The sequence below is a fragment of the Xanthomonas cannabis genome (assembly GCF_040616535.1).
GTDB classification, from domain to species: Bacteria; Pseudomonadota; Gammaproteobacteria; order Xanthomonadales; family Xanthomonadaceae; genus Xanthomonas; species Xanthomonas cannabis.
The window spans coordinates 2,871,553-2,894,637 of sequence record NZ_CP136580.1 but is presented as its reverse complement, the minus strand read 5'-3'; the positions used below and the strand labels follow the sequence as shown (position 1 = coordinate 2,894,637).

Below are 23,085 nucleotides of genomic sequence, written 5' to 3'. Positions count from 1 at the left end.
AGCCACGCTGGCTTGCCCACGCCCGATACCCCGCGGATATCCCTGATGTACGCAGCCAGCGCAGCCGCAGGACCTAGCGACCTGTGGCACCGTCTATCGCGTGTGCCTGCCGCAAAGACGATGGCCAACGGCCAGGCAATCCTCCACCAACACCACGCTGTCCTTTCAAATATCCCCTGAGGTCGCAGTTGCCACATATCCCAACCATGCGCTTGCGCACCATCGCAGCGTGGTGTGTGTCTCTCGCACTCACGCCGATACTGGCAGGTACGGCGGCGCCCATGACCGCGGCCACGCCAGCGCAGTACACGCAGGCGATCGGCTTGTCCGATCACTATGCCTCGCTGGTGGATCGGCAACCCACCGCACCGGTGTGGGTCGATGCCGGGCACTTTGTGTATCGGCGTGGTGTGGCGCGCGGCAACCAGGCGCCGGCCATCGAATACCGCATGGTGGAAGCCGCCAGCGGCCGCAACACGCTGGCCTTCGACCACGCGCGGCTGGCCGCCGCATTGGCCCAGGCCGGTGCGCAAGCAATCGACGCAACCCACCTGCGGCTCGAAGACCTCACCCTCGAACAGAAGCGCCTGGGCTTCCAGTTGGGAAAGCAGGGATGGCAGTGCGACCTGGCGCGCTATCGCTGCGCGCATGTGCCCGAACGCGACCTGCAGGCCGAATCGATGGACATGCGCCTGCCGCTCATACAGGGCGAGCAGCAGGCCAAGGTGTCGCCGGATGGCCGTTGGCGCGCCTGGGTGGAGCAGGCCAATCTGGTGATCGCGCCGGTCGGCAGTAGTGAGCGCAGCGTGCTCACCCGCGACGGCAGTGCGCAGGACTACTACGCACTCGACAGTGTGGTGTGGTCACCGGATTCGCAGCATCTGGCGGCGTATCGGGTCAAGTCGCCATCGCCGCGGATGGTGTATTACATCGAATCCGCACCGGCCGATCAGCTGCAGCCCAAGTTGCACCAACAGGTCTACCCCAAGCCCGGTGACGACCTGCCGGTGATGCAGCCAGTGCTGTTCGACATCGCCACGCACGCGGCGCATCCGGTGGCGATGACCTTGCTGCCCAATGCCTTCACCTTGAGCGAGATGGTCTGGTGGAAGGACAGCCGTGGCTTCACCTTCGAATACAACGCACGCGGGCACCAGCTGTATCGGGTCATCGAAGTGGACGCCCGCACGGCCGCCGCGCGCACGCTCATCGAAGAAACATCGCCCACCTTCATCGAATACTTCGAGCTCAGCGGCGAGCATGAAGACGGCGGGAAGCATGCGCGCCGCGATCTGGCCGACGGTGCGCAGGTGGTGTGGGCCTCCGAGCGCGACGGCTGGGAGCATCTGTACCTGTACGACGGCCACCGCGGCGAGGTGATCCGCCAGATCACCCGCGGCGACTGGGTGGTGCGCAAGCTCGACCGCGTCGACGAAGCCACGGAGCAGGTGTACTTCACCGCCTCCGGCATGCAGCCCGGCGAAGACCCGTACTACCGCCACGCGTATCGCATCGGCCTGGATGGCAGCGGGCTCACCGCATTGACGCCGTTGGCTGCCGATCATGAAGTGCACTATTCACCGGATGGAACGTGGCTACTTGATCTTTACTCGCGCGTGGACCTGGGCCCGGTACTGGAGCTGCGGCGCAGCGCAGATGGCAGCCTGGCACGCACCGTGGAGCGCACCGATCTGGGTCGCCTGCTGGCGGCCGGCTGGCAAGCGCCGCTGCCGTTCCATAGCACCGGGCGCGATGGCAAGACCGAGATCTGGGGCGTGATCCAGCGCCCGCAGCAGTTCGATCCGCAGCAGCGCTACAGCGTTATCGAAGACATCTACGCAGGCCCGCAGGGCTCGTTCGTGCCGAAGAGTTTCACCACCGCCACGCCGGCACTCACCGGGCTGGGGTTTGCGGTGGCGTCCATCGATGGCATGGGGACCAACAAGCGCTCGCGCGCCTTTCACGATGTGGCCTGGCGCAATCTCAAGGACGCCGGCTTGCCGGACCGCATCGCCTGGCATCAAGCCGCCGCGGCGCAGTACCCGTGGTACGACATCGGCGGCGGTGTCGGTGTGTATGGCACCTCCGCCGGCGGGCAGAACGCATTGGCGGCGCTGCTGTTCCATCCGGAGTTCTACGTGGCAGGCGTGGCCAATTCCGGCTGCCACGACAACCGCATGGACAAGATCTGGTGGAACGAGCAGTGGATGGGCTGGCCGGTGGGGCCGTGGTACAGCGAATCGTCGAACGTGGACAACGCCGCGCGCCTGCAAGGGCATCTGCTGCTGGTCACCGGCGACATGGACATGAACGTCGACCCGGCAAGCACCTTCCAGGTGGCCGACCGCCTGATCAAGGCCGGCAAGGACTTCGATCTGCTGGTCGTGCCAGGCGGCGATCATGGTGCCGGCGGCACCTACGGCAAGCGCCGTCTGCTGGATTTCTTCCTGCGCTGGATGCAGCAATCGCCAACGCCGGAGTGGAACCGCGTGTCTGCGGTGCCAGCGCAATGACGCAGCCCCTGCACGCAGACGCCGACACCGCGTCGAAGCGATGCGTCCATGCGTCGGGCATGCAAGGTCAACGTTCTGCCGGCTGGTTGGCAACGCACGCCGGCCCCAAGGTCGGTCGCACGGCCAACGACGCATTTCGATCAGGTAAGCGCCCATCACGGCGCGCTTCGTTTTGGAGAGCGAGCCGGTGAAAACATCGCACACCCGTGTGCCCCGATGGATGCTTGGCGCTGTCCTGGCCGCATCCCTGCCTGGCCTGGCGTTGGCCGCAGAGACAGTGGGTTGCCAAAGCCTTTCACAGCGCTATCCCTGGGGCAGTGCAGAGCCACTGCGCACCTGGACACCCAACAACACCCAGCCCGACGCCGGAAAGCCGAACAATGCCGGTATCGCCCAGGGCCAGCCCTTCGATGCCAGGTTGGTCATCGCCGTCGGCGAGGCTTCTGCACAGTCGCGGCGTACGGTCCTGCTGGAGTCATCCGATGGCTGTCGCCGGCGATACCAACTCAACTCATTTGGCGATGCCGACCTGCGCTATGTCGCCAACCTGGCCAAGGCACACCCGGTGCACAAGGACACGCGCAGCTATGCCACCGCGCCCGCACCCGACACCGTCACGCCGGCAATGCTGGCAAATGGCTCGGCGAAGAAATACGAGACGCAGCATTTTGTATTCTGGTACGGCGTCGATCGCAAAGGCGAGAGCTACCGCGATGTGGCCAGCCGGGGGATCGCCTGGGACGACTTCGTGACGCAAAGTGCGGCGTGGCTGGAGCGGGTCTGGGAAATGAATGCACAGGTGCTCAACGCGCCGATGCCGTATGCCGACGCCGCCCAGCCAAAGCGTATCAATGTGTACCTGTGCGCCACGGGGTTGCCCTATGTGCAAGGCGGCGATCTCACCGACTGTGGCGCAGCCGGTGGGCAATCCATGGGTGTCACGGCCTGGGCGCTGGGCTATGGGTCATTTTCGATGGCGCATGAATTCATCCATGTGATCCAGTATTACAGCGGCGGCTATCGCAACCTGCAGGCGGCGGGGTGGTTCTGGGAAACCAACGCCAACTGGAGCGCCTACCAGACCACGCGCATGGACGATCAGTGGCTGTCGTACTACTACTCGAATCTGGAAAACGGCCCTTTCTTTCCGCAAAGCCGTTACGGCGCGCACCCGTTTCTGATGTATCTGGACGAGAACGATGCCACCCGGCCGTTGGTCTGGAACATGTGGTTGAAGAATCAGCGCAACGCCGCAGGCGACACGCTGGAAACGCCGGTACAGACGCTGGTGCGTCTGGGGCAGCAAGGCGGGCAGTTTCCGAACGGATACCGCTCGTTCGCGGAGATGGTGGGGCGTTATGGCGCACGTCTGGCAGCGTTCGACTTCGCAAGCCAGAAGGCAATGCTCGATATCGGCAACGGTAACGCCGCCGGCAAGCGGTATGTCCCGCTCAAGCCGTTGGCCATGCGCGGCAGTTACGCGTCGTCGCCGGAGCGCCCGCTGAATATCTACGGCACGCATGTGATTCCGCTCACGCCGGACGCCGCTGCAACGTCGATTGCGGTCAGCTTGAAGGGCAGGACCACTGCCGATCAGGCATCGTGGCGGTTTACCGTGCTGGCACTGGATGCCCAGTCGCATCCGCACTATGCCCCGCTGGCCGCAGTAGAAGGCACTGCTTCTGCCACCGTCACGTTTCCGCTGCAGGCCGCAAGCGGCACCAGCTACTTCCTGGTCGTGACCGCAACGCCGTATCGTTACTCGGTGGTGCCCACCGGGGAAGAACAACTGGCCGGCAAGAGGGCAACCACGTTTCCCTACGAGGTCGCCATCCAGGGCGCAACGCCGTTGGTAGGCCCCGCTGCGACCTGTTACGCCTACAAAGGCAGCGGTGGCCTGGATCGAAACTGGAACACCAACGGCCACAACTTCGAACCGCAACCCTGTCGATGAGGTGACCGCGCGTGTTCGCTGCTGGCTGTGCGGCCACGCTTGTGCCGGCAATCGCGCGCAAGCAGTAGAGCACGCTGGGTGTGCTGGAACCTTGCAGAAACCATGCTGTTTTCCGCATGTGCTGTCGCCAAATGCGACAAGACGTGGCGCGTGCGCACGGGCACATTGTGACCAGCTGATGAAACTGGAGCGCATGGGCGCCTTCAGTGCGGAATCAAATTCTTCCTGACAACACGCGTTGCAGCGCGATCTTTCGATTGCCTGTGCCGCAGGTTGCCGCGTGTCTGCAATACGGGCCTGAGCAGCGGTTTCGTTGCGTCATGCGTCTGCCAATCACCTCGACCTGCGCCGCTGCACGCCGGCACGGGCGTGTGTTGCCCATCGTTCGCCTGCTGTACGACTCAGGAGCCTTGCATGCCGATGTTGCCGTTGCCTCCCTCCCGCACCTGCGGCGCCACCGTGCGGCCATTGCCGAGCATGCTCACCACCGCGCTGTTGCTCGCGCTGTCGGCAGGTGTGGTCGCGCCGGCGTCTGCACAGCAGGCGACCGCGGGCGAAGCGACGCAGACCTTGGACAGCGTGGTGGTCACCGGCTCGCGCCTGCGCCGCGTGGATACCGAAACCGCCAACCCGGTCGTCACCGTCAGCCAGGAACAGATCGCCGCCACCGGCAAGGCGACGGTCGGCGATCTGTTGCAGGAGCTTCCCTCCATCGCCGGCAACGCCACCAATCCGTACACCAACAACGGCGGCGGCACCGGTGCATCCGCCATTTCGCTGCGCGGCCTGGGCGACAAACGCACGCTGGTGCTGGTCAACGGCATCCGGCTGGCCTACAACGACGTCAACGCCATTCCGTCCAGCATGATCGAGCGGATCGAAGTGCTCAGCGACGGTGCGTCTGCGGTGTACGGTTCCGATGCGATCGGTGGCGTGGTCAATTTCATCCTGCGCACGCGCTTCGACGGCGTGCAGTTCAGCAGCGACTTCGGCACCAGCAGCGAAGGCGATGGCAACCGCCGCAACTTCACCCTGACCACCGGCAAGACCTGGGAGCGCGGCAGCCTGATCGCCGGTTTGTCATATCACAACATCGACCCGGTGTCGGCAGCGGCGCGCGATTACTCCAGGGACGCGCTCGCCTTGACCAATGGCCAACCGGTGAAGCAGGGCTCGTCCGCCACGCCTACCGGCACGGTCAACTTCAACGATGGCTCGGAGCAATCGCTGCTGCTCGCCCAGTCCAATGGCTGCGGGCGCGTCACCCTCAACAGCGGCGTCAGCGGGCGCGCCGGCCCGGGCGATTTCCATTGCTACAGCGCCAGCGCAGACTCCTACAACTACCAGCCGTTCAACCTGCTGCAAACGCCGCAAAAGCGCACCAATGCCTTCCTGCTGGGCACTTATCGCTTCAGCGACAGCGTCGAGGGCTACGTCAATACCTGGTTCAGTAAAACCGAATCGGCCTCGATCATTGCGCCGATTCCGATCTTCTCCAACGGCGACAACATCCTGGTATCGGCGCAGAGTTACTACAACCCGTTCGGCGTGAACTTCGGCACCGACCGCACCACCGGCACCTTCTACAACGACCTCAACACGCGCGCCACCGTGCTGGGCAATCGCAGCTACCAATACGACACCTACAACTTCCAGATCAGCCCAGGCCTGCGCGGCCGCTTCGGCGACAGCTCCTGGCAATGGGATGCCACCTTCAACTACGGCAAGGTCAAGCAGAAGTCGATCAACAACGGCTTTCTCGACTATGCCGCGTTCAATCAAGCCATCGGCCCATCGTTCCTGGACAGCGATGGTGTGGTGAAGTGCGGCAGCGCCGGCGCAGCGATTGCCGGCTGCACGCCGCTGAATTTCTTCAACCTCAACGACAGCGCCAACCTGGCCACTTTGCAGGGCATGGTGGTCAATCCCATCGTCACCAGCGTGTACACGGTCAAGCAGTTCGAGGCCAATGCAAACGGCACCCTGTTCGACCTGCCTGCCGGGGCGGCCAGCCTGGCGGCCGGCATTTCCTACCGTAAGGAGCGCTCCACCACGGCCTCGGACCCGCTATGGACCGGCGATGAAAACGGCCTGTGCGGGGTGATCGAGTTCTGCTCGTCCACCTTGAGCGGCAGTTTCGATGTCAAGGAAGCCTATGCCGAAGCGCTGTTCCCGCTGCTCAAGGATCTGCCCGGCATCAACGCGTTGAACGTCACCGTGGGTACGCGTTTTTCCGACTACAGCTCGGTGGGCAGCAAGACCAATAGCAAAGTATCGCTAGAGTATCGCCCGATCGAAAACCTGCTGCTGCGCGGCACCGTGTCGCAGGTGTTCCGCGCGCCCAACATCAACGAACTGTATGCCGGCGTGGCCGGCGATGCGGCGACCGTCAACGATCCCTGCAATGGCTACACCGGTGGCAACACCGTGGCCTGCGCCAACGTGCCCACCAACGGCGGCTACCAGCAATCGGACGGGCAGGTGTCGGGCAAGGTGTCCGGTGCGGCGGTGGCGGGCTACCAGCTCAAGCCGGAAACCGGCAAGTCGTACGATGTGGGGTTCGTGTATGACCCGCAATGGATCGATGGCCTGTCGCTGAGCGCAGACTGGTGGCGCATCGACCTGGAAGACACCATCACCACGGTGTCCGCGCAGACCGTGCTCAATCAATGCTTCGCCAACCCGGCCAGCGCGTTCTGCCCGCTGATCCATCGCAACGGCAACGGCACCATCAATTACATCGCCGAGCCCACCGTCAACCTGGGCAAGCTCTGGGCCAAGGGCATGGACTTCAACCTGACCTATCGCTTGCCGACAACTGCCTGGGGCAATGTCACTGCCGGCCTCAACGGCACCTATCTCACCCGTTACGACGTGCTGCCCGACACCACCGACCCCAGCTCGGTCACCATCCACAACGTGGGCCGCTACACCCAGGCCTATGGCAACTTCCCGCGCTGGCGTGCATTGGGCACTGTGAGCTGGGCACTGGACGACTGGAGCGCCACCTGGCGCATCCGCTATGTAGGGCACACCGCCATCGGCAATTCGGATCCGGACCAGAGCCTGTCGGCCGACTCCAGCGAGCCGACCGTGGTGCGCAAGATCGGCGCCTACGTCTACAACAACCTGCAGCTTGGCTACAACGTGGAGCCGTGGCACACGCGCTTTGAAGTGGGCGTGGACAACATCGCCAACAAGCAGCCGCCGTTGTACTACTCCAACAACGTGGGTAATGCGAACACCGACGTGGCGACCTACGACTTGCTGGGTCGGTTCTACTGGGCGCGCGCAACGGTGAAGTTTTGAGTGCGGCGGTGTCGTCGCCATGGAGTGTGTCCGGGGCTAGTCGGTCGCGTGAGCCACACCTGTGCAGGCGCGAGTAATTGCGCGGCTGCACAGCCCTTTGTTGCAATGGTGCGCGCAGTCCGTGCGTGCCGACAGGAGCTAAGCTGAGCCCATGACGGAGATGCCTGCGAGTGAATCGACCGGCGCCCACGCATTGAGTGTGTCGCGGCGGCGTTTTCTGGCCTGGAGCAGTCTGGCGGTTGCCGCGGGCTTCCTGCGGTTTCCGGCCCAGGCCAGCGCTGCGCAGCCGGGCAGCGTGCGCGCAGTGCCGCTGGCCCAGGTCAGGCTCACGCCGTCGTTGTTCCTGGATGCGCTCAATACCAATCGCCGTTATCTGATGCGCCTGCAGCCGGACCGCCTGCTGCACAACTTCGTGCTGTACGCCGGCCTCGATCCCAAGGCGCCGGCCTATGGCGGCTGGGAAGCGGACACCATCGCCGGGCACACGCTCGGCCACTACCTCAGCGCACTGGCGCTGATGCATGCGCAAACCGGCGATGCGCAATGCCGCATGCGCGCTGCCTATATCGTCAGCGAACTGGCCCGCTGCCAGGCGCATGCCGGCGATGGCTTCGTGGCCGGCTTCACCCGCAAGAACGCGGCAGGGCAGATCGAAAGCGGGCGTGCGGTCTTCGACGAACTCAAGCGCGGCAAGATCGACCCGGCGCCGTTCTATCTCAACGGTAGCTGGGCGCCGTTGTACACCTGGCACAAACTGTTCGCCGGTTTGCTCGACGTGCATGCGCATTGCGACAACGCGCATGCGCTACAGGTGGCAGTCGGTCTGGCCGGGTATCTGCAGGGCATCTTCTCCGCGCTCGACGACGCGCAATTGCAGAAAGTGTTGTCGTGCGAATTCGGCGGCCTCAACGAATCGTTCGTCGAACTGCATGTGCAAACCGGCGACGCGCAATGGCTGGCGCTGGCGCAGCGCCTGCATCACCACACCGTGCTCGACCCACTCATCGCCCAGCGCGACGAACTGGTGCACCAGCATTCCAACACCAACATCCCCAAGCTGATCGGCCTGGCACGCGAATACGAAGTCACCGGCGATGCCGCATCCGGCGCCGCAGCGCGCTTCTTCTGGCACACCGTCACCGACCACCACACCTATGTGATCGGCGGTAATGGCGACCGAGAATACTTCCAGCAGCCGGACAGCATCTCGAAATTCCTCACCGAGCAGACCTGCGAGCATTGCGCCAGCTACAACATGCTCAAGCTCACCCGGCATTTGTATCAATGGGGGCCACAGGCGGCGTTCTTCGATTACTACGAACGCACCCTGCTCAACCACGTGATGGCGCAGCAGCACCCGCGCACCGGCATGTTCACCTACATGACACCGCTGCTGGCCGGCGAGGCGCGCGGCTGGTCGTCGCCGTTCGACGATTTCTGGTGTTGCGTCGGCAGCGGCATGGAAGCGCACGCGCAGTTCGGCGACTCGATCTACTGGGAAGACGGGCAGGGCGTCTACGTCAATCTATATGTGCCCTCCACGGTGCGCGATGCCGCTGGCTTCGCATTGACCTTGCATAGCACGCTGCCCGAACAAGGCCAGGTCGCGCTGCGCATCGACGCCGCGCCAGCGGAGGCACGCACGCTGGCCTTGCGCGTGCCCGGCTGGGCCAGGGCGCCCACGCTGCAGGTCAACGGTGAGCTGCAAACCCTGCAGCCGGTGGACGGCTACCTGCGCATCACGCGGGCGTGGAAGGCTGGCGACACCGTGTCCCTGCAGCTGGACATGCCGTTGCGCCTGGAACCCACGGCGGACGACCCGGCTTGGGTGGCGCTCATGCGCGGCCCGCTGGTGCTCGCCGCCGATCTTGGCGACGCCGCAAAGCCCTGGAGCACCAAGACCCCCGCGCTGGTCGGCGGTGATGAGGTGCTGCAACGCCTGCAACCACTGCCGGCACACGGCCATTACGCATATGCCGACGGCGCCCAGCAATGGCATTTCTCGCCGTTCTACGCCCAATTCGATCGCCGAAGCGCGGTGTACCTGGAGCATCGCGACGCCGCCGCCTGGCAACAACGCCAGGCCGAACAGGCCGCCAACGCGCAACAGCAAAAAGCCCTGGATACCCGCGCGCTCGACCACGTTGCGCTTGGCGACGACACCTCCGAAAAAGCCCACGCACTCACCAGCGAAAGCTCTTATGCACTGAGCTACCGCCGCCGCGCCGGCCGCGACGCCCGCACCGGCGGCTTCATCGCCTTCACCGTGCGCAACACGGCGAAGGCGAGCATCCTGCGCCTACGCTACTGGGGCGACGAAACCCGCCGCCGTTTCCGCATCCTCGCCGACGGCGAACTCATCGCCAACGAACGCCTCGACGGCAACCGCGGCCTGGATTTCGTCGACGTGGACTACGCCTTACCCGCAGCGGTAGCAGGTCGCGCCACCCTGCAGATTCGCATCGAACCGGAAACCGGTTATTCGGCCGGCCCTGCATTCGGGTGTTGGGTGCTGGAGTCGGCGTGATCAAGGCACAGGCCGCTGTATTGCTGCGGTTACCTACGCGCTGCGTCACGCGTAGATGACACACCGCAAGCACACAACCAGCAAAGCATCACAAGCAACCAGCGCAGGGGAAAAAGCCCCTCTCCCTCGGGAGAGGGGTTGGGGTGAGGGCACGGAGGCGAAGCCCCCAAGATAAACAATCGCACTGTGTTGCTCGCCGCTTCGCCGTGGAATCCTCTGCAGCAGTCACCACGAACTGACCTCGACGGACAACGATCTGCAACTTGCAACCAACCGCACGTCGCAACTGCTCCAGCGATAGCCCCGCAAGCGCAAGCTGAAAATTCGTTGACGATCCACTGCGCTCTGCGATGAGCAAGTTGGCCGCAGTCTCGCTGGGCCACGGCTGCCTGGTCGAGTACAGATCGCAATTCCACCCATCCTGGCGGTTGGCCAGCGTCGACGGCATGCGGCAGGTGCGCGATGTCGAGTGCCTGCCGCATGCACAAAAAAAGACCGGCGCGCAGGCCGGTCTCTGGATGACACCCAGTGTAGCTGCCGCTTACGCAGACAACTCCAACAACAACTTATTCAATCGCCTTACATACCCGGCCGGATCCTTGAGGCTATCGCCAGCCGCCAGCGCGGCCTGGTCGAACAGCACCCGGCTCAGATCGCCGAAGCGGTCCATGTCGGCTTCCGCATCCAGCTTTTCGATCAGCGGATGGGCCGGGTTGAATTCGAACACCGGCTTGCTTTCCGGCACGGCCTGGCCGCTGGCTTCCAGCAGCTGACGCATCTGCAGACCCAGGTCGCCCTGGCCGATGGCCAGAATGGCGGGGGAATCGGTGAGGCGATGCGAGACGCGTACTTCGGCCACATCGTCGCCGAGCGCGGCCTTGATGCGCGAAGCGAGGCCTTCCTTGGATTTGGCAACTTCTTCCTGCGCCTTCTTGTCTTCTTCCGAATCCAGCTTGCCCAGGTCCAGGTCGCCGCGTGCCACGTCCACGAACGACTTGCCGTCGAATTCGGTGAGGTAGCTCATCAGCCATTCGTCGATGCGGTCGGTGAGCAGCAGCACTTCGATGCCCTTCTTGCGGAACACCTCCAGGTGCGGGCTGTCCTTGATCTGCGCGTAGCTCTCGCCGGTGAGGTAGTACAGCTTGTCCTGGCCCTCGGCCAAACGGCTCACGTAATCGGCCAGGCCCACGCTCTGCGCGCCGGTGGTGTCATGCGTGGAGGAGAAGCGCAGCAGGCCTGCGATCTTTTCGCGGTTTGCATAATCTTCGGCCGGGCCTTCCTTCAACGCCTGGCCGAAGTTGCGCCAGAACGTCGCGTAGTCGTCCGGCTTGTCCTTGGCCAGCTTCTCCAGCATATCCAGCGAGCGTTTGGTCAGCGCGGACTTCATCGAATCCACCACCGGGCCGGATTGCAGGATCTCGCGCGAGACATTGAGCGACAGGTCCGACGAATCGACCACGCCCTTGATGAAGCGCAGATACAGCGGCAGGAACTGCTCGGCCTGGTCCATGATGAAAACGCGCTGCACGTACAGCTTCAGGCCCTTGGCCGAGTCGCGGTGGTACAGGTCGAACGGGGCGCGGCCGGGCACGAACAGCAGCGAGGTGTATTCCAGCTTGCCCTCGACCTTGTTGTGGCTCCACGCCAGCGGGTTGCCCGCGTCGTGCGCTACGTGCTTGTAGAACTCCTGGTACTCCTCATCCTTGATCTCGGACTTGGGGCGCGTCCACAACGCGCTGGCGCGGTTGACCGATTCCCACTCGGGTTCGGCGGGCTTGTCGGCCTCTTCGCCGTAGTGCTCCTTGCGCATTTCGATCGGCAGGCCGATGTGGTCGGAATACTTCTTGAGGATGTTGCGCAGGGTCCAGCCGTCGGCGAACGACTCTTCGCCTTCCTTCAGGTGCAGCACGATACGGGTGCCGCGCTCGGGCTTGTCGATGCTGGCGATTTCGAATTCGCCTTCGCCCCGCGAAGACCAATGCACGCCTTCGTTGGCAGGCAGGCCGGCGCGGCGCGAGTACACGTCCACCTGGTCGGCGACGATGAAGGCGCTATAGAAACCCACGCCGAACTGGCCGATCAGATTGGCGTCCTTCTTCTGGTCGCCGCTCAGGTGCTTGAGGAAATCGGCGGTTCCGGACTTTGCAATCGTGCCCAGGTGCGACACCGCATCCTCGCGGCTCATGCCGATGCCGTTGTCGTCGATGGTGACGGTGCGGGCGTCCTTGTCGTAGTCGACGCGGATGCGCAGCTCGCTACCGCCTTCCAGCAACTCGGGCTTGACCAAGGCTTCGAAGCGCAGCTTGTCGGCGGCGTCGGCGGCATTGGAGACCAGCTCGCGCAGGAAGATTTCCTTGTTCGAGTACAACGAATGGATCATCAGCTGCAGCAGCTGCTTGACCTCGGTCTGGAAGCCCAGCGTCTGCTTGTCGGTATCAACGGTCATTGGGGTCGTGCTCCATGGTGGTCCAGGCCGCACCGCGGCCGATGGCCTGGGGGATGAGGCCGTCGGCGGATTTTTTCAAGGCGGGCGTGCCCGAATGTGTGGTGCATCGGCGGGCAGGGCGGGGCGGGAACGGCAGCCACAGCGGTATCATGGACGGCCATTGACCGCGCCCCGACCCATGCCGCCACTCGTGCCCTCGCTACGCCGCCATTGCCTGCCCACGCCGGGCGCGCGGCGATGAGCCGCCCGGCGCGGCCGGCGCCGCGCGGCGCGGAAGGCCAGGTGCGCATCGTGGGTGGGCGCTGGCGCAATACGCGACTGGCGGTGCCCGACCTGCCGGGCCTGCGTCCTAGCAGCGACCGCGTCCGCGAGACGGTGTTCAACTGGTTGATGCCGCGCCTGCCTGGTGCGCGCGTGCTGGACCTGTTCGCCGGCTCCGGCGCGCTGGGGCTGGAGTCGGTCTCGCGCGGCGCAGCGCATGCCACCCTGATCGAGCGCGACCCCGGCCTGGCGCAGCGGCTACGCGAGCATGTGCGCAAGCTGGATGCCGCCGGCCAGGTGCAGGTGCTGCAGGACGACGCGCTGCGCTGGCTGGAGCGCGCCCCGCCGGCCCAGGCCGACATCGTGTTCGTCGACCCACCGTTCGCCGCCGGGCTGTGGCCCGGCGTGCTGGACCGCTTGCCCCGGCATCTGGCCGCCGAGGCCTGGCTGTATCTGGAAGCGCCCGCCGACGGCGTGCCCCCGCTGCCTTCCGGCTGGCACCTGCACCGCGAGGGCGGCACCCGGGAGGTGCGCTATGCGCTGTACCGCCGGGCCGCTGCTACACTGAAGAGCGATCCGACCCCGGTAGTTTCCGTATGAGCGTGGCCAACAGCCGCACCGCCGTCTATCCCGGTACCTTCGACCCGATCACCAATGGCCACATCGACCTGGTGAACCGCGCCGCGCCACTGTTCGAACGCGTGGTGGTAGGGGTTGCCTACAGCCCGTCCAAGGGCCCGGCACTGCCGCTGGAAAAACGCGTGGCGCTGGCGCAGGAAGCCCTGGCCGCGCATGCCAACGTGGAGGTGCGCGGGTTCGACACGCTGCTGGCGCATTTCGTGCGCGACATGGGCGCCGGCGTGTTGCTGCGCGGCCTGCGTGCGGTGTCCGATTTCGAATACGAATTCCAGATGGCCAGCATGAACCGCCATCTGATCCCGGAGGTGGAAACCCTGTTCCTGACCCCGGCCGAGCAATACAGCTTCATTTCCTCATCGCTGGTGCGCGAAATTGCGCGTCTGGGCGGGGATGTGTCCGGCTTCGTTCCGGCCTCGGTCGTCGAGGCGTTGCGGCAGGTGCGCGAATCCCGCGCGCAGGCCTGAGCTTTTGCAGTTACATCACCACATGCATTTCAAAGGGAGGAGTTTCATGAAACACACCATGCGCGCTCTGGCGCTCGCTTCGATCGCCGCACTGGCGGTCACCGCCTGCAAGAAGGAAGAGCCGGCGCCGACCGCCGCTGCCGCACCGGCGCCGCTGAAGGCACCGGCCAAGGACGACAACGCCGGCTGGAAGAAGTACCTGCAGGAAGTGGTCGGCCAGAACCTGGGCGCCACCACCAACAGCCCGTTCCTGTACTACTTGCCGCCGGAGTCCGATGCCGAGTTCGCCGGCAGCTACGAGCGTCAGCTGGAAAGCGTCAAGACCGCGCTGGCACGTGGCGTGCAGCCAGGCAACATGCTGGCCTTCGGTTCGTCCGCGTCCACCAAGATGGCCGACCTGATCGACGCCGCGTTCAAGGACGTGCAGCCGGATTCGATGAAGGGCGTGCGCGTGTTGTTCATCGGCGATGCCGCCGAAAATGCCCGCGTGCAGACCATCGTCCAGCCCAAGGGCGTGGAATACACCTTCGTTGAAGCCAAGTAATGCCGTACCAGGCCGGATGCGCGGGAGGGCGCACCCGGCCGCCGTGTGTGGAGTCAGCAGCATGCTGACTCCACACGTCACCGGAGCCGGCCGTACCAAGCCGGCGCCGGACAGCGCGCAAGGCGCTGTCCAGGTGGTCATCATCCGCGCCATGTGCGCCCGCCTGCAGCAGTACGTTGCGTTCCAGCGCCTGCAGTTGAATCGCGCTGCCCCGCATTGCATGGTGGTGTCGATATGTCGCTGAAAATCAACGAGCTCTGCGTCAACTGCGACGTCTGCGAGCCGGCGTGCCCGAATCAGGCCATCTCGATGGGCGAGACCATCTACGTCATCGACCCGGCACGCTGCACCGAGTGCGTGGGCCATTTCGACGAAGCGCAATGCGTGGTGGTGTGCCCGGTCGAATGCATCGACCCGGATCCGGACATTCCGGAAACCCATGATCAATTGCTGGCCAAGCTGATGCAGTTGCAGCGCGATCATCCCGAACTGTACGAACAGGAGCCTCCCGCCCCGTGAGCACTTTCTCCCCACGCTTCTCCCTGCGCGGCCTGTTGTTGCTGGCCTTGGTGCTGGCACCGCCTGTGTGGTCTGCCGACGGCGCCAAGTCGGCAGCGGCCAGCACCGCACCGGTTGCCGCGCATCCGCCTGGCGCGGCGATCGCCAGCGGCCATGCGCTGGCCACCGATGCCGGCCTGCAGATCCTGCGCGAGGGCGGCAATGCATTCGATGCCGCGGTTGCGGTGTCGTCCACGCTGGCGGTGGTCGAGCCGATCAGCTCGGGGCTGGGTGGCGGTGGTTTCTTCCTGCTGCACGACGCCAAGACCGGCAAGGACGTGATGCTGGACGCGCGCGAAACCGCGCCCGAGTCGGCCACCGAAGCGCAGTTCCTCGACAAGAAAGGCGAGCTGGACCGCGACCGCTCGGTCAACGGCGCATGGTCGGCCGGTATTCCTGGGCTGCCCGCGGCGCTGGTGGAGCTGGCTGCCAGGCATGGCCGGCTGCCGCTGAAGCAGTCGCTGGCGCCATCGATCCGCATCGCGACCGAAGGTTTCCCGGTGTACGCGCGCATGGCCAAAGGCTATGCCTCGCGGCGCGAAGTGATGGAGCGCTACCCCGGCACGCGCGAGGTGTACTTGCGCGGCGGCAAACCCATTGCCGAAGGCGAGATCTTCAAGCAGCCGGAGCTGGCGCATACGCTGCAGCTGCTCGGCGACAAGGGCTTCGACGGCTTCTACAAAGGCGAGACCGCCAAGAAGCTGCTGGCCGGCGTGAAGCAGGCCGGTGGTCAGTGGAAGGCCGCCGAGCTCGCCGGCTATCGGGTCAAGGAGCGCACGCCGATCCAGTTCAATTACCGCGGCTGGAAGATCACCACCGCACCGCCGCCGTCCTCCGGCGGTATCGCGCTGGCAGCCATGCTGCAGATTCTGGAAGGCTGGGACCTGAACAAACTCGATGACGTGCACCGCACCCATCTGGTGGTGGAGTCGATGCGCCGCGCCTACCGCGACCGTACCTTCTTCCTGGGCGACCCGGACTTCGTGGATGTGCCGCAGCGCGTGCTGACCAGCAAGGACTACGCGCAAGGCCTGCGCGCCACGATCAATCCGGACAAGGCCACGCCCAGCGATCTGCTGTCGGGCAATCCCACCCCATTGGAAGACGACGAGACCACGCACTTTTCCATCATCGATGGCGAAGGCAACCGCGTGGGTGCCACCCAGACCGTCAACCTGCTGTACGGCTCGGGCCTGATCCCCAAGGGCACCGGCGTGCTGCTCAACAACGAGATGGACGACTTCGCGCTCAAGCCGGGCACGCCGAATGCGTTTGGCGTGATGGGCTATGCAGCCAACGCGCCCAAGCCGGGCAAGCGCATGCTCAGCTCGATGACGCCCACGTTCATGGAGTCGGCCGACAAGGCCATCGTGCTGGGCACGCCGGGCGGTAGCCGCATCATCACCATGGTGCTGCTCGGCATCCTCGGTTACGACGCAGGCCTGGATGCACAGGCAGTGAGCGCGCTACCGCGGTATCACCACCAGTGGCTGCCGGACGTCATCGACGCCGAAACCGATGCCTTCTCGCCGCAGACCGCCAAGGGCCTGGAAGCGATGGGCCACGCCCTCAAACTGCCCGGCGACAGCGCCGAGGGCGGCCGCGGCTCCAGTCACGTGTGGGGCAACCTGCAGACCGTGGAATGGGACAAGCGCCGCAACGTGCTCAGCGGCGGCAGTGACCCGCGTAATCCGGTGGGCAAGGCGCAGGTGCAGCTGGAAGCGAACGTCGGCTCGCAAGCCAGTCCGTAATGATGCGCAGCCAGGTGGCAGGCCGGTGCCTGCTGCCTGGCTGCGATCGTTTGCATCGTGGCCGATCACGGGTCATTCCAACAGCCCGTAATAGTGGCCCTTGGCTTCATAGACGGTGTAGTCACTGTAATCGGGGTTGCTCTTCTTGCTCTGCACGGAGGCGTCGAGCAGGCGTACGACTAGCTTGCCTTCCAGCACGTTGATGTCCGGATTTGTATTGCCCCCCAGGAAGGGTTTCCAGCGCGGCATTCCGCGTTGTTTGGCCTGGTGCTGTTCGGGGCTCAGGGTGCCGGGTGCGACGGGTTTGTTATCGCTATCGATGATGTTCATCGGATGTCTCCTGGTGATGAAATGGGGATGCGCCTGTCGCTGCGATAGGGACGACACAGCGTGGGGCGCCATGCCACGTTAGCCGCCCTGTGATGAGGGGAATTGGTGTAAACGACGTAAATCACGGGCGTGCCGACTAGGAATCAGGTTGGTTTTCCCGTGCAAGCCAGGGTGTGAGCAGCGGAAGCGTTGGACCAGGTTTGATCGCCGGAACAATGCGACGCGGTTGGCAGCAATGTGCAATCTTCGAACGACTCCAGAGGTGCCATCAGTACACGACTCGGCGCGTTGCGGCGATCTGGGCTTGTAGCGGCGCTAGGGTGCGGCCACCATGGGCGCATGAAAACTCCTGTCATCCTGTTGTCTGTCACCGCGCTGCTGCTTCCCCTGGGTGCCTGCGCCGCCGAACTCAGCGCGCCCCGTTCGGCAGGCGCGATCCACGTCAATCAGCTTGGGTACTTGCCGGGCTCGACCAAGCTGGCGGTGGTCGGGCTAGCGCAGGGCGAGGTGCTGAAAGCGGACCGTTTCGCGCTGGAAGATGCGCAGGGACGCACGGTGCTGCAAGGCACCTTGCAACCGCCAGCGCTGTGGACGCCGGCCGGGCAGCAGGCGCGGGTGGCGGATTTTTCCGGCGTGCGTGCGGCCGGCACCTACCGGTTGAAGGTCGACGGGCTGCCGGCATCGGATCCCTTCCCGATCGACGCGCATGCCTACCAGCCGGTGGTCGATGCCTCGCTGAAGGCGTTCTATTTCAACCGCGCCAGTACCGCGCTGCCGGCGCAGTTTGCCGGGCGCTATGCGCGTGCGGCCGGGCATCCGGATACGCAGGTGCGCATCCATCCGTCCGCGGCCTCGGCCACGCGCCCGGCCGACAGCGTGATCAGTGCGCCCAAGGGCTGGTACGACGCTGGCGACTACAACAAGTACATCGTCAATTCCGGCATCAGCACCTACACCTTGCTGGCAGCCTACGAACATTATCCGGCGCTGTTCAAGGCCAAGCCCCTGACCATTCCGGACGCCGCGCACGGCGTGCCGGGCATCCTGCAGGAGACCTTGTGGAACCTGGAATGGATGCTGGCCATGCAGGACCCGGCCGATGGCGGCGTCTACCACAAGCTCACCGACAAGCAGTTCGACGGGTTGGTGATGCCGGACCAGGCCAAGCAGCAACGCTATGTGGTGATGAAGGCCACAGCCGCCACGCTGGACTTTGCCGCGGTGATGGCCGCGGCCAGCCGCGTGTATGCACCCTTCGATAAACAGTATCCGGGCATGTCGGCACGCATGTTGAAGGCCGCGCGGGCCGCGTGGACGTGGGCGCAACAGCATCCGGATGTGATCTATCGCCAGCCCGACGATGTGCGTACCGGTGGCTACGACGACGCGCAGGTGGACGACGAATTTGCCTGGGCAGCAGCGGAGCTGTACGTGACCACCGGCGAGGACAAGTTCTACGATGCGATGCTGGCGCGCAACGTGCCGGCCAGCGTGCCGAATTGGGGCAGCGTGGGCGGACTGGCCTGGATGTCGCTGGCCGCGCACCGCGACACGCTGACCGCGCATGCCGACCGTGCCCGCATCACGCGCGAAATCACCGGCCTGGCGCAGCAGCTGGCCGATGCGTGGCAGGCATCGCCGTGGCGGCTGGCGATGAACGACAAGGATTTCGTCTGGGGCAGCAATGCCGCGGTGCTCAACCGCGCGATGATGCTGTTGCAAGGCTATCGCCTGACCCGGCAGCGCACGTATCTGGATGCCGCGCAGTCGCACCTGGATTACATCCTGGGCCGCAATCCGCTGGGCCTGTCGTTTGTCACCGGGGTCGGGCAGCGCACGCCGATGCATATCCACCATCGCCCCTCCGAAGCGGACGGCATCGCCGCGCCGGTGCCGGGCTGGCTGGCCGGCGGCCCGCAGCCGGGCCATCAGGACGCCAAAGACTGCAAGGTGGCCTATCCGTCCATGTTGCCGGCGCTGTCGTATCTGGATGACACCTGCAGTTACGCGACCAACGAGGTGGCCATCAACTGGAACGCGCCGCTGGTGTATGTGAGCGCGGCGATTGAGGCATCGACGCGGTAGGACGTGCGGTTTTCGAAGTGGTGCCGGCACCCTCGTAGCGATCGCACACTGCAGCTGTTCCTTCTCCCCTCGGGAGAAGGTGGCGCGTAGCGCCGGATGAGGGTGCGCCTCAATGAGTTGCCAGTGCCTGCAATGACAAACGCGTCGCCACGCGCCTTCAACGGTGACGCGCCGCCTGCTTCGCCCGGTACCCTCGCCCCAACCCCCGCTTGCGGGCGCTCCAAGGCACGCGCGCCGATCGCGCGCAAGCGCTGCCTTCCCGTCCCGAGGGGAGAGGGGCTCTCCCGGGGAAAGGGGCTTCAAGCCAGCGCCGTTTATTCCACCCGCGTGCCAAAGATCCGGTCGCCCGCATCGCCCAGGCCGGGCAGGATGTAACCCTTTTCGTTGAGGTGGTCGTCGATGGCGGCGGTATAGACCTCCACGTCCGGATGCGCTGCTTCCAGGGCCTTCAGGCCTTCCGGTGCAGCGACCAGGAAGATACCTTTGATGCGGCGGGCGCCGGCGCGCTTGAGCATGTCGATGGTGGCGATCAGGGTGCCGCCGGTGGCCAGCATCGGGTCCAGGATCAGCGCCTCGCGTTCCTCCAGGCGGCCGGTGAGGCGTTCGAAGTAGGGCACCGGCTGCAGGGTTTCTTCGTCGCGCTGCAGGCCGACCACGCTGACGCGTGCGGCCGGGATCAGGGCCAGCACGCCGGGCAGCATGCCCAGGCCCGCACGCAGGATCGGCACCAGGGTGATCTTGGCCCCGGCGATGCGCTGCACGCTCACCGGGCCGGCCCAGCCCTGTTGCACATGCGATTCGGTGTCCAGGTTCGCCGTGGCCTCGTAGGCGAGCAGGGTGCCCAGCTCGGTGACCAGTTCGCGAAAGCCCTTGGTGCTCAGGGCGGCATCGCGCAACAGGCCGATTTTGTGCTGGACGAGGGGGTGGCGGACTTCGACGATTTTCATGGGCAGCGACAGGCAGGAAAGACGCACAGTGTGCCGCAGCCAGCCGGGGCGTCGCCACAGTGCGCATGTGATCGCGCTTGCACATGTCATGTCGGTGAAACGTCGCGGACATAGTGTGCACACCCATTCTTAACCGATTGGGGAAGCACTCGTGTCGAACAAGACTCCGCTCTGTCTGGCGATCACGCTGACGCTGGCGAGCGCCGGCTGGGGCCCGCAGGCACATGCGGCAGAGCCTGTTGCCGCCGGCGGCGCCGCCAGCGGTGCAGCCGCCATCGATCTGGAACGCCTGGAAGTGCGCCCGCAACAGGAAGCGCAGGAGCGCGCGGTCGACCTCAAGCGCGCCTCCGATGCCATCCAGGACGCCGTCGCCTCCGATGCGCTGGGGCGTTACCCCGACAAGAATGTTGCAGAATCCTTGCAGCGCCTGCCCGGTGTCAGCGTCACCCGCGACCAGGGCGAAGGGCGTTTTGTGGTCATCCGCGGCCTGGATTCGGCGCTCAACAGCGTGACCATCGACGGCATGAACATGGGCACGCCCGAAGACGGCACGCGTTCCACGCCGCTGGACGTGATCCCCTCCGATTCCACCGAACGGCTGAAGGTGGTGAAGTCGCCGACCCCGGACATGCCGGGCGATTCGATCGGTGGTGCCATCCAGGTCGAATCCACCTCCGCCTTCGACCGCGATGGGCGCACGCTGCGCGGCTCGATCGAGGGCAGCCATCAGTCGCTGTCCGGCAAGACCAGCCCCAAGGGCGCGTTCAACTACAGCGATATTGTCGGCGGCACCTTCGGCGTGGCGGTGGGGGTGAACTACCAGGACCGCGAGTTCGAATCGGACAATACCGAAGTGGCCTACGACAGCTTCGAAGGTGGCGCCGCTGACGATCTGTTCGCTGGCCAGGTGCAGCGCCGCAAATACTTCATCGAGCGGACCCGCATGGGCGCCAACCTCAATCTGGACTGGCGCCCGGATGCGGACAACCGCTACTACCTGCGCTCGCTGTACAGCCGTTTCGACGATGCCGAAACGCGCCAGCGCACCATCTTCGGCCTTGCCGACGGCCAGGTGAGCGCCAATGGCGATGGCACCTACAACGTGGCCGATCTGCCGGCCGACAGCATCTCCAAGCGCGTGCGTTACCGCACCAAGAAGGAAGACAACACCGCCATCAGCGTCGGTGGCGAGAACCGCCTGAGCAGCGCCACCATCGATTACAAGGCCGGCTACACCAAGACCACCGAGCGGGTGAACGACGAGATGGAGGCGTACTTCGATTATGACGGCGACGACCTCTCGGCCACGGTGGACCAGCGCAGCGGCATCCCGCGCCTGGGGTTTTTGGATAACGGCTGGCAGAGCAACCAGGAGTTCGTGTTCGATCGTTTCGTGCTCGCACCCAAGACGGTGGACGATAGCGAGCACAGCGCGCAACTCAATGTGCGCTTCGACGGTGAACATTCCAGCCTGAAGATGGGCGTGCTTGGCCGCTGGCGCGAGCGCGATGTCAACGTGGACGAACGCGAGCTGCGTCGCGGCCCGGCCATCGATCCGAGCAGCTGGACCACGGCGCCGCCGGAGCATCGCGGCGGCACCCTGGGCCAGAGCATCGGCTCGGACGGCATGCGCCGCTACTGGCGCGCGTCGGGCAATCTCTACAGCGCCCGCCCGCAGGATGTCGGCGCCAACCAGCAGGTGTCGTTGCAGGACGACTACACCGCCACCGAAGACGTGTTCGCCACCTACGCGATGGGAACCTGGGACATCGGCGCGTTGCGCATGATTGCCGGCGTGCGCGTGGAAAACACCCAGTTCAACGCCACCGGCAACCAGGTGGACGTGGCCGAAGACGGCCGCACCGCCACGGTGACCCCGCGCGAAGCGTCCAGCAGCTACACCAACGTGCTGCCGGGCCTGCACCTGCGCTACGACAGCGGCAACGACTGGGTGCTGCGCTTTGCGGCCAACAAGACCCTGTCGCGGCCTTCGTTCGGCGATGTGTCGCCACGGGTGAGCATCAATCGCGGCGACAACGAGGTGAACATCGGCAACCCCGATCTCAACCCGTACCGCTCCACCAACCTGGACCTGTCGTTCGAGAAGTACATCGGCAGCACCGGCCTGGTGTCGCTGGGCGTGTTCGACAAGTCGATCGACGACTACATCGTGCAGACCATCAGCACCATCGATGCGCAATTCCCCGGCCTGCAGGTGACGCGCGCGATCAATGGCGACACCGCCAAGGTGCGCGGTGCCGAATTCAATTGGCAGCAGAGCCTGGACTTCCTGCCCGAAGGCTGGAACGGCCTGCTGCTCGGCGCCAGCGCCACCGCGCTGGACAGCGATTTCGACCCGGGCCTGAGCGGTCGCGCCGGCGAGGACTTCATGTTGCCGCGCTCGTCCAAGCGCATCTACAGCGGCCATCTGGGTTACGAAAAGTACGGCTTCAGTGCACGCGTGGCAGCGGTGTACCGCAGCGAGTACCTGGACACCATCGGACAGAGCCGTGCGTACGATATCTACGTCGCCCCGCATACCCAGCTGGATGTCAGCATGAGTTATCAGTTCAACAGCCACGTCAGCCTGTACCTGGAAGCGCAGAACCTGCTGGACGAACCGCTGGAGCTGTACCAGGGCGTGCGCTCGCGTACCCTGCAAAACGAAGAATATGGCCGTACCTATGCGCTCGGCCTGAAGGTGGCACTGTGATGCGGGCCGCCGTGTTGTTGCCGGCCACCGTGCTGGCAGGCGCG

15 protein-coding genes and 1 pseudogene are annotated in these 23,085 nt (G+C 65.0%); 12 read left to right on the top strand and 4 right to left on the bottom strand.

Annotated features, from left to right (window positions below):
- The first annotated feature begins 206 nt into the window (after positions 1 to 206).
- The 4 genes from RZV17_RS12355 (at position 207) to RZV17_RS12340 (ending at position 10,303) form a co-directional block, all read left to right on the top strand.
- On the top strand, positions 207 to 2,513 hold the full coding sequence (locus RZV17_RS12355; RefSeq protein WP_355603788.1) for a DPP IV N-terminal domain-containing protein: 2,307 nt from the start codon (positions 207 to 209) through the stop codon (positions 2,511 to 2,513).
- Between the two features lie 187 nt (positions 2,514 to 2,700).
- Positions 2,701 to 4,467 carry a DUF6055 domain-containing protein gene (locus RZV17_RS12350; RefSeq protein ID WP_355603785.1) on the top strand — a complete coding sequence of 589 codons (1,767 nt, stop codon included), beginning with the start codon at positions 2,701 to 2,703 and terminating at the stop codon, positions 4,465 to 4,467.
- 414 nt (positions 4,468 to 4,881) lie between these two features.
- On the top strand, positions 4,882 to 7,776 hold the full coding sequence (locus tag RZV17_RS12345) for a TonB-dependent receptor (RefSeq protein WP_355603782.1): 2,895 nt from the start codon (positions 4,882 to 4,884) through the stop codon (positions 7,774 to 7,776).
- Between the two features lie 151 nt (positions 7,777 to 7,927).
- Positions 7,928 to 10,303 carry a glycoside hydrolase family 127 protein gene (locus RZV17_RS12340; protein ID WP_355603779.1) on the top strand — a complete coding sequence of 792 codons (2,376 nt, stop codon included), beginning with the start codon at positions 7,928 to 7,930 and terminating at the stop codon, positions 10,301 to 10,303.
- A gap of 211 nt (positions 10,304 to 10,514) precedes the next feature.
- Here RZV17_RS12340 and RZV17_RS12335 read toward each other — a convergent pair.
- Together RZV17_RS12335 and htpG are read right to left on the bottom strand one after the other, a co-directional pair.
- Positions 10,515 to 10,619: pseudogene (locus RZV17_RS12335) on the bottom strand (type I toxin-antitoxin system SymE family toxin); the annotation flags it as partial.
- 225 nt (positions 10,620 to 10,844) lie between these two features.
- Entirely contained in the window at positions 10,845 to 12,749 is a 1,905-nt protein-coding gene (htpG, locus tag RZV17_RS12330; RefSeq protein WP_184387517.1) for a molecular chaperone HtpG, read from the bottom strand.
- 237 nt (positions 12,750 to 12,986) lie between these two features.
- On the opposite strand from htpG, the gene rsmD reads away from it, so the two are divergent.
- From rsmD to ggt, 6 genes are all read left to right on the top strand, one after another.
- Complete coding sequence (gene rsmD / locus RZV17_RS12325) at positions 12,987 to 13,610, top strand: 16S rRNA (guanine(966)-N(2))-methyltransferase RsmD (protein ID WP_355603775.1); 624 nt, start codon at positions 12,987 to 12,989, stop codon at positions 13,608 to 13,610.
- The gene (gene coaD, locus RZV17_RS12320) at positions 13,607 to 14,113 is read left to right on the top strand and encodes a pantetheine-phosphate adenylyltransferase (RefSeq protein WP_039410764.1); all 507 of its coding nucleotides are present in this window, start codon (positions 13,607 to 13,609) and stop codon (positions 14,111 to 14,113) included. The genes rsmD and coaD overlap by 4 nt, the downstream gene beginning before the upstream one ends.
- Positions 14,114 to 14,159: 46 nt before the next feature.
- Entirely contained in the window at positions 14,160 to 14,657 is a 498-nt protein-coding gene (locus RZV17_RS12315) for a hypothetical protein (protein ID WP_047697971.1), read from the top strand.
- Between the two features lie 61 nt (positions 14,658 to 14,718).
- Positions 14,719 to 14,901: a hypothetical protein gene (locus RZV17_RS12310; protein WP_355603771.1), complete on the top strand. Its 183-nt coding sequence runs from the start codon at positions 14,719 to 14,721 to the stop codon at positions 14,899 to 14,901.
- Positions 14,892 to 15,176 (top strand): YfhL family 4Fe-4S dicluster ferredoxin, encoded by a 285-nt coding sequence (locus tag RZV17_RS12305; protein ID WP_029220241.1) that lies wholly within the window; start codon positions 14,892 to 14,894, stop codon positions 15,174 to 15,176. The genes RZV17_RS12310 and RZV17_RS12305 overlap by 10 nt, the downstream gene beginning before the upstream one ends.
- A complete protein-coding gene (gene ggt, locus RZV17_RS12300; protein ID WP_355603768.1) occupies positions 15,173 to 16,966 on the top strand; it encodes a gamma-glutamyltransferase in 1,794 nt (597 codons plus the stop codon). Before RZV17_RS12305 ends, ggt begins: the two co-directional genes overlap by 4 nt.
- A 72-nt stretch (positions 16,967 to 17,038) precedes the next feature.
- On the opposite strand, the gene RZV17_RS12295 is transcribed toward ggt, so the two are convergent.
- Positions 17,039 to 17,296, bottom strand: a complete 258-nt coding sequence (locus RZV17_RS12295; RefSeq protein ID WP_047697973.1) for a hypothetical protein — start codon at positions 17,294 to 17,296, stop codon at positions 17,039 to 17,041.
- 339 nt (positions 17,297 to 17,635) lie between these two features.
- Here RZV17_RS12295 and RZV17_RS12290 point away from each other — a divergent pair, with 339 nt between their 5' ends.
- A complete protein-coding gene (locus RZV17_RS12290; RefSeq protein WP_355603764.1) occupies positions 17,636 to 19,381 on the top strand; it encodes a glycoside hydrolase family 9 protein in 1,746 nt (581 codons plus the stop codon).
- Positions 19,382 to 19,695: 314 nt separating this feature from the next.
- On the opposite strand, the gene upp is transcribed toward RZV17_RS12290, so the two are convergent.
- Positions 19,696 to 20,328: a uracil phosphoribosyltransferase gene (gene upp, locus RZV17_RS12285; RefSeq protein WP_047695014.1), complete on the bottom strand. Its 633-nt coding sequence runs from the start codon at positions 20,326 to 20,328 to the stop codon at positions 19,696 to 19,698.
- 151 nt (positions 20,329 to 20,479) lie between these two features.
- Between upp and RZV17_RS12280 the strand changes: the two genes are divergently transcribed.
- Complete coding sequence (locus RZV17_RS12280; RefSeq protein WP_355603761.1) at positions 20,480 to 23,041, top strand: TonB-dependent receptor; 2,562 nt, start codon at positions 20,480 to 20,482, stop codon at positions 23,039 to 23,041.
- Positions 23,042 to 23,085 lie beyond the last annotated feature (44 nt).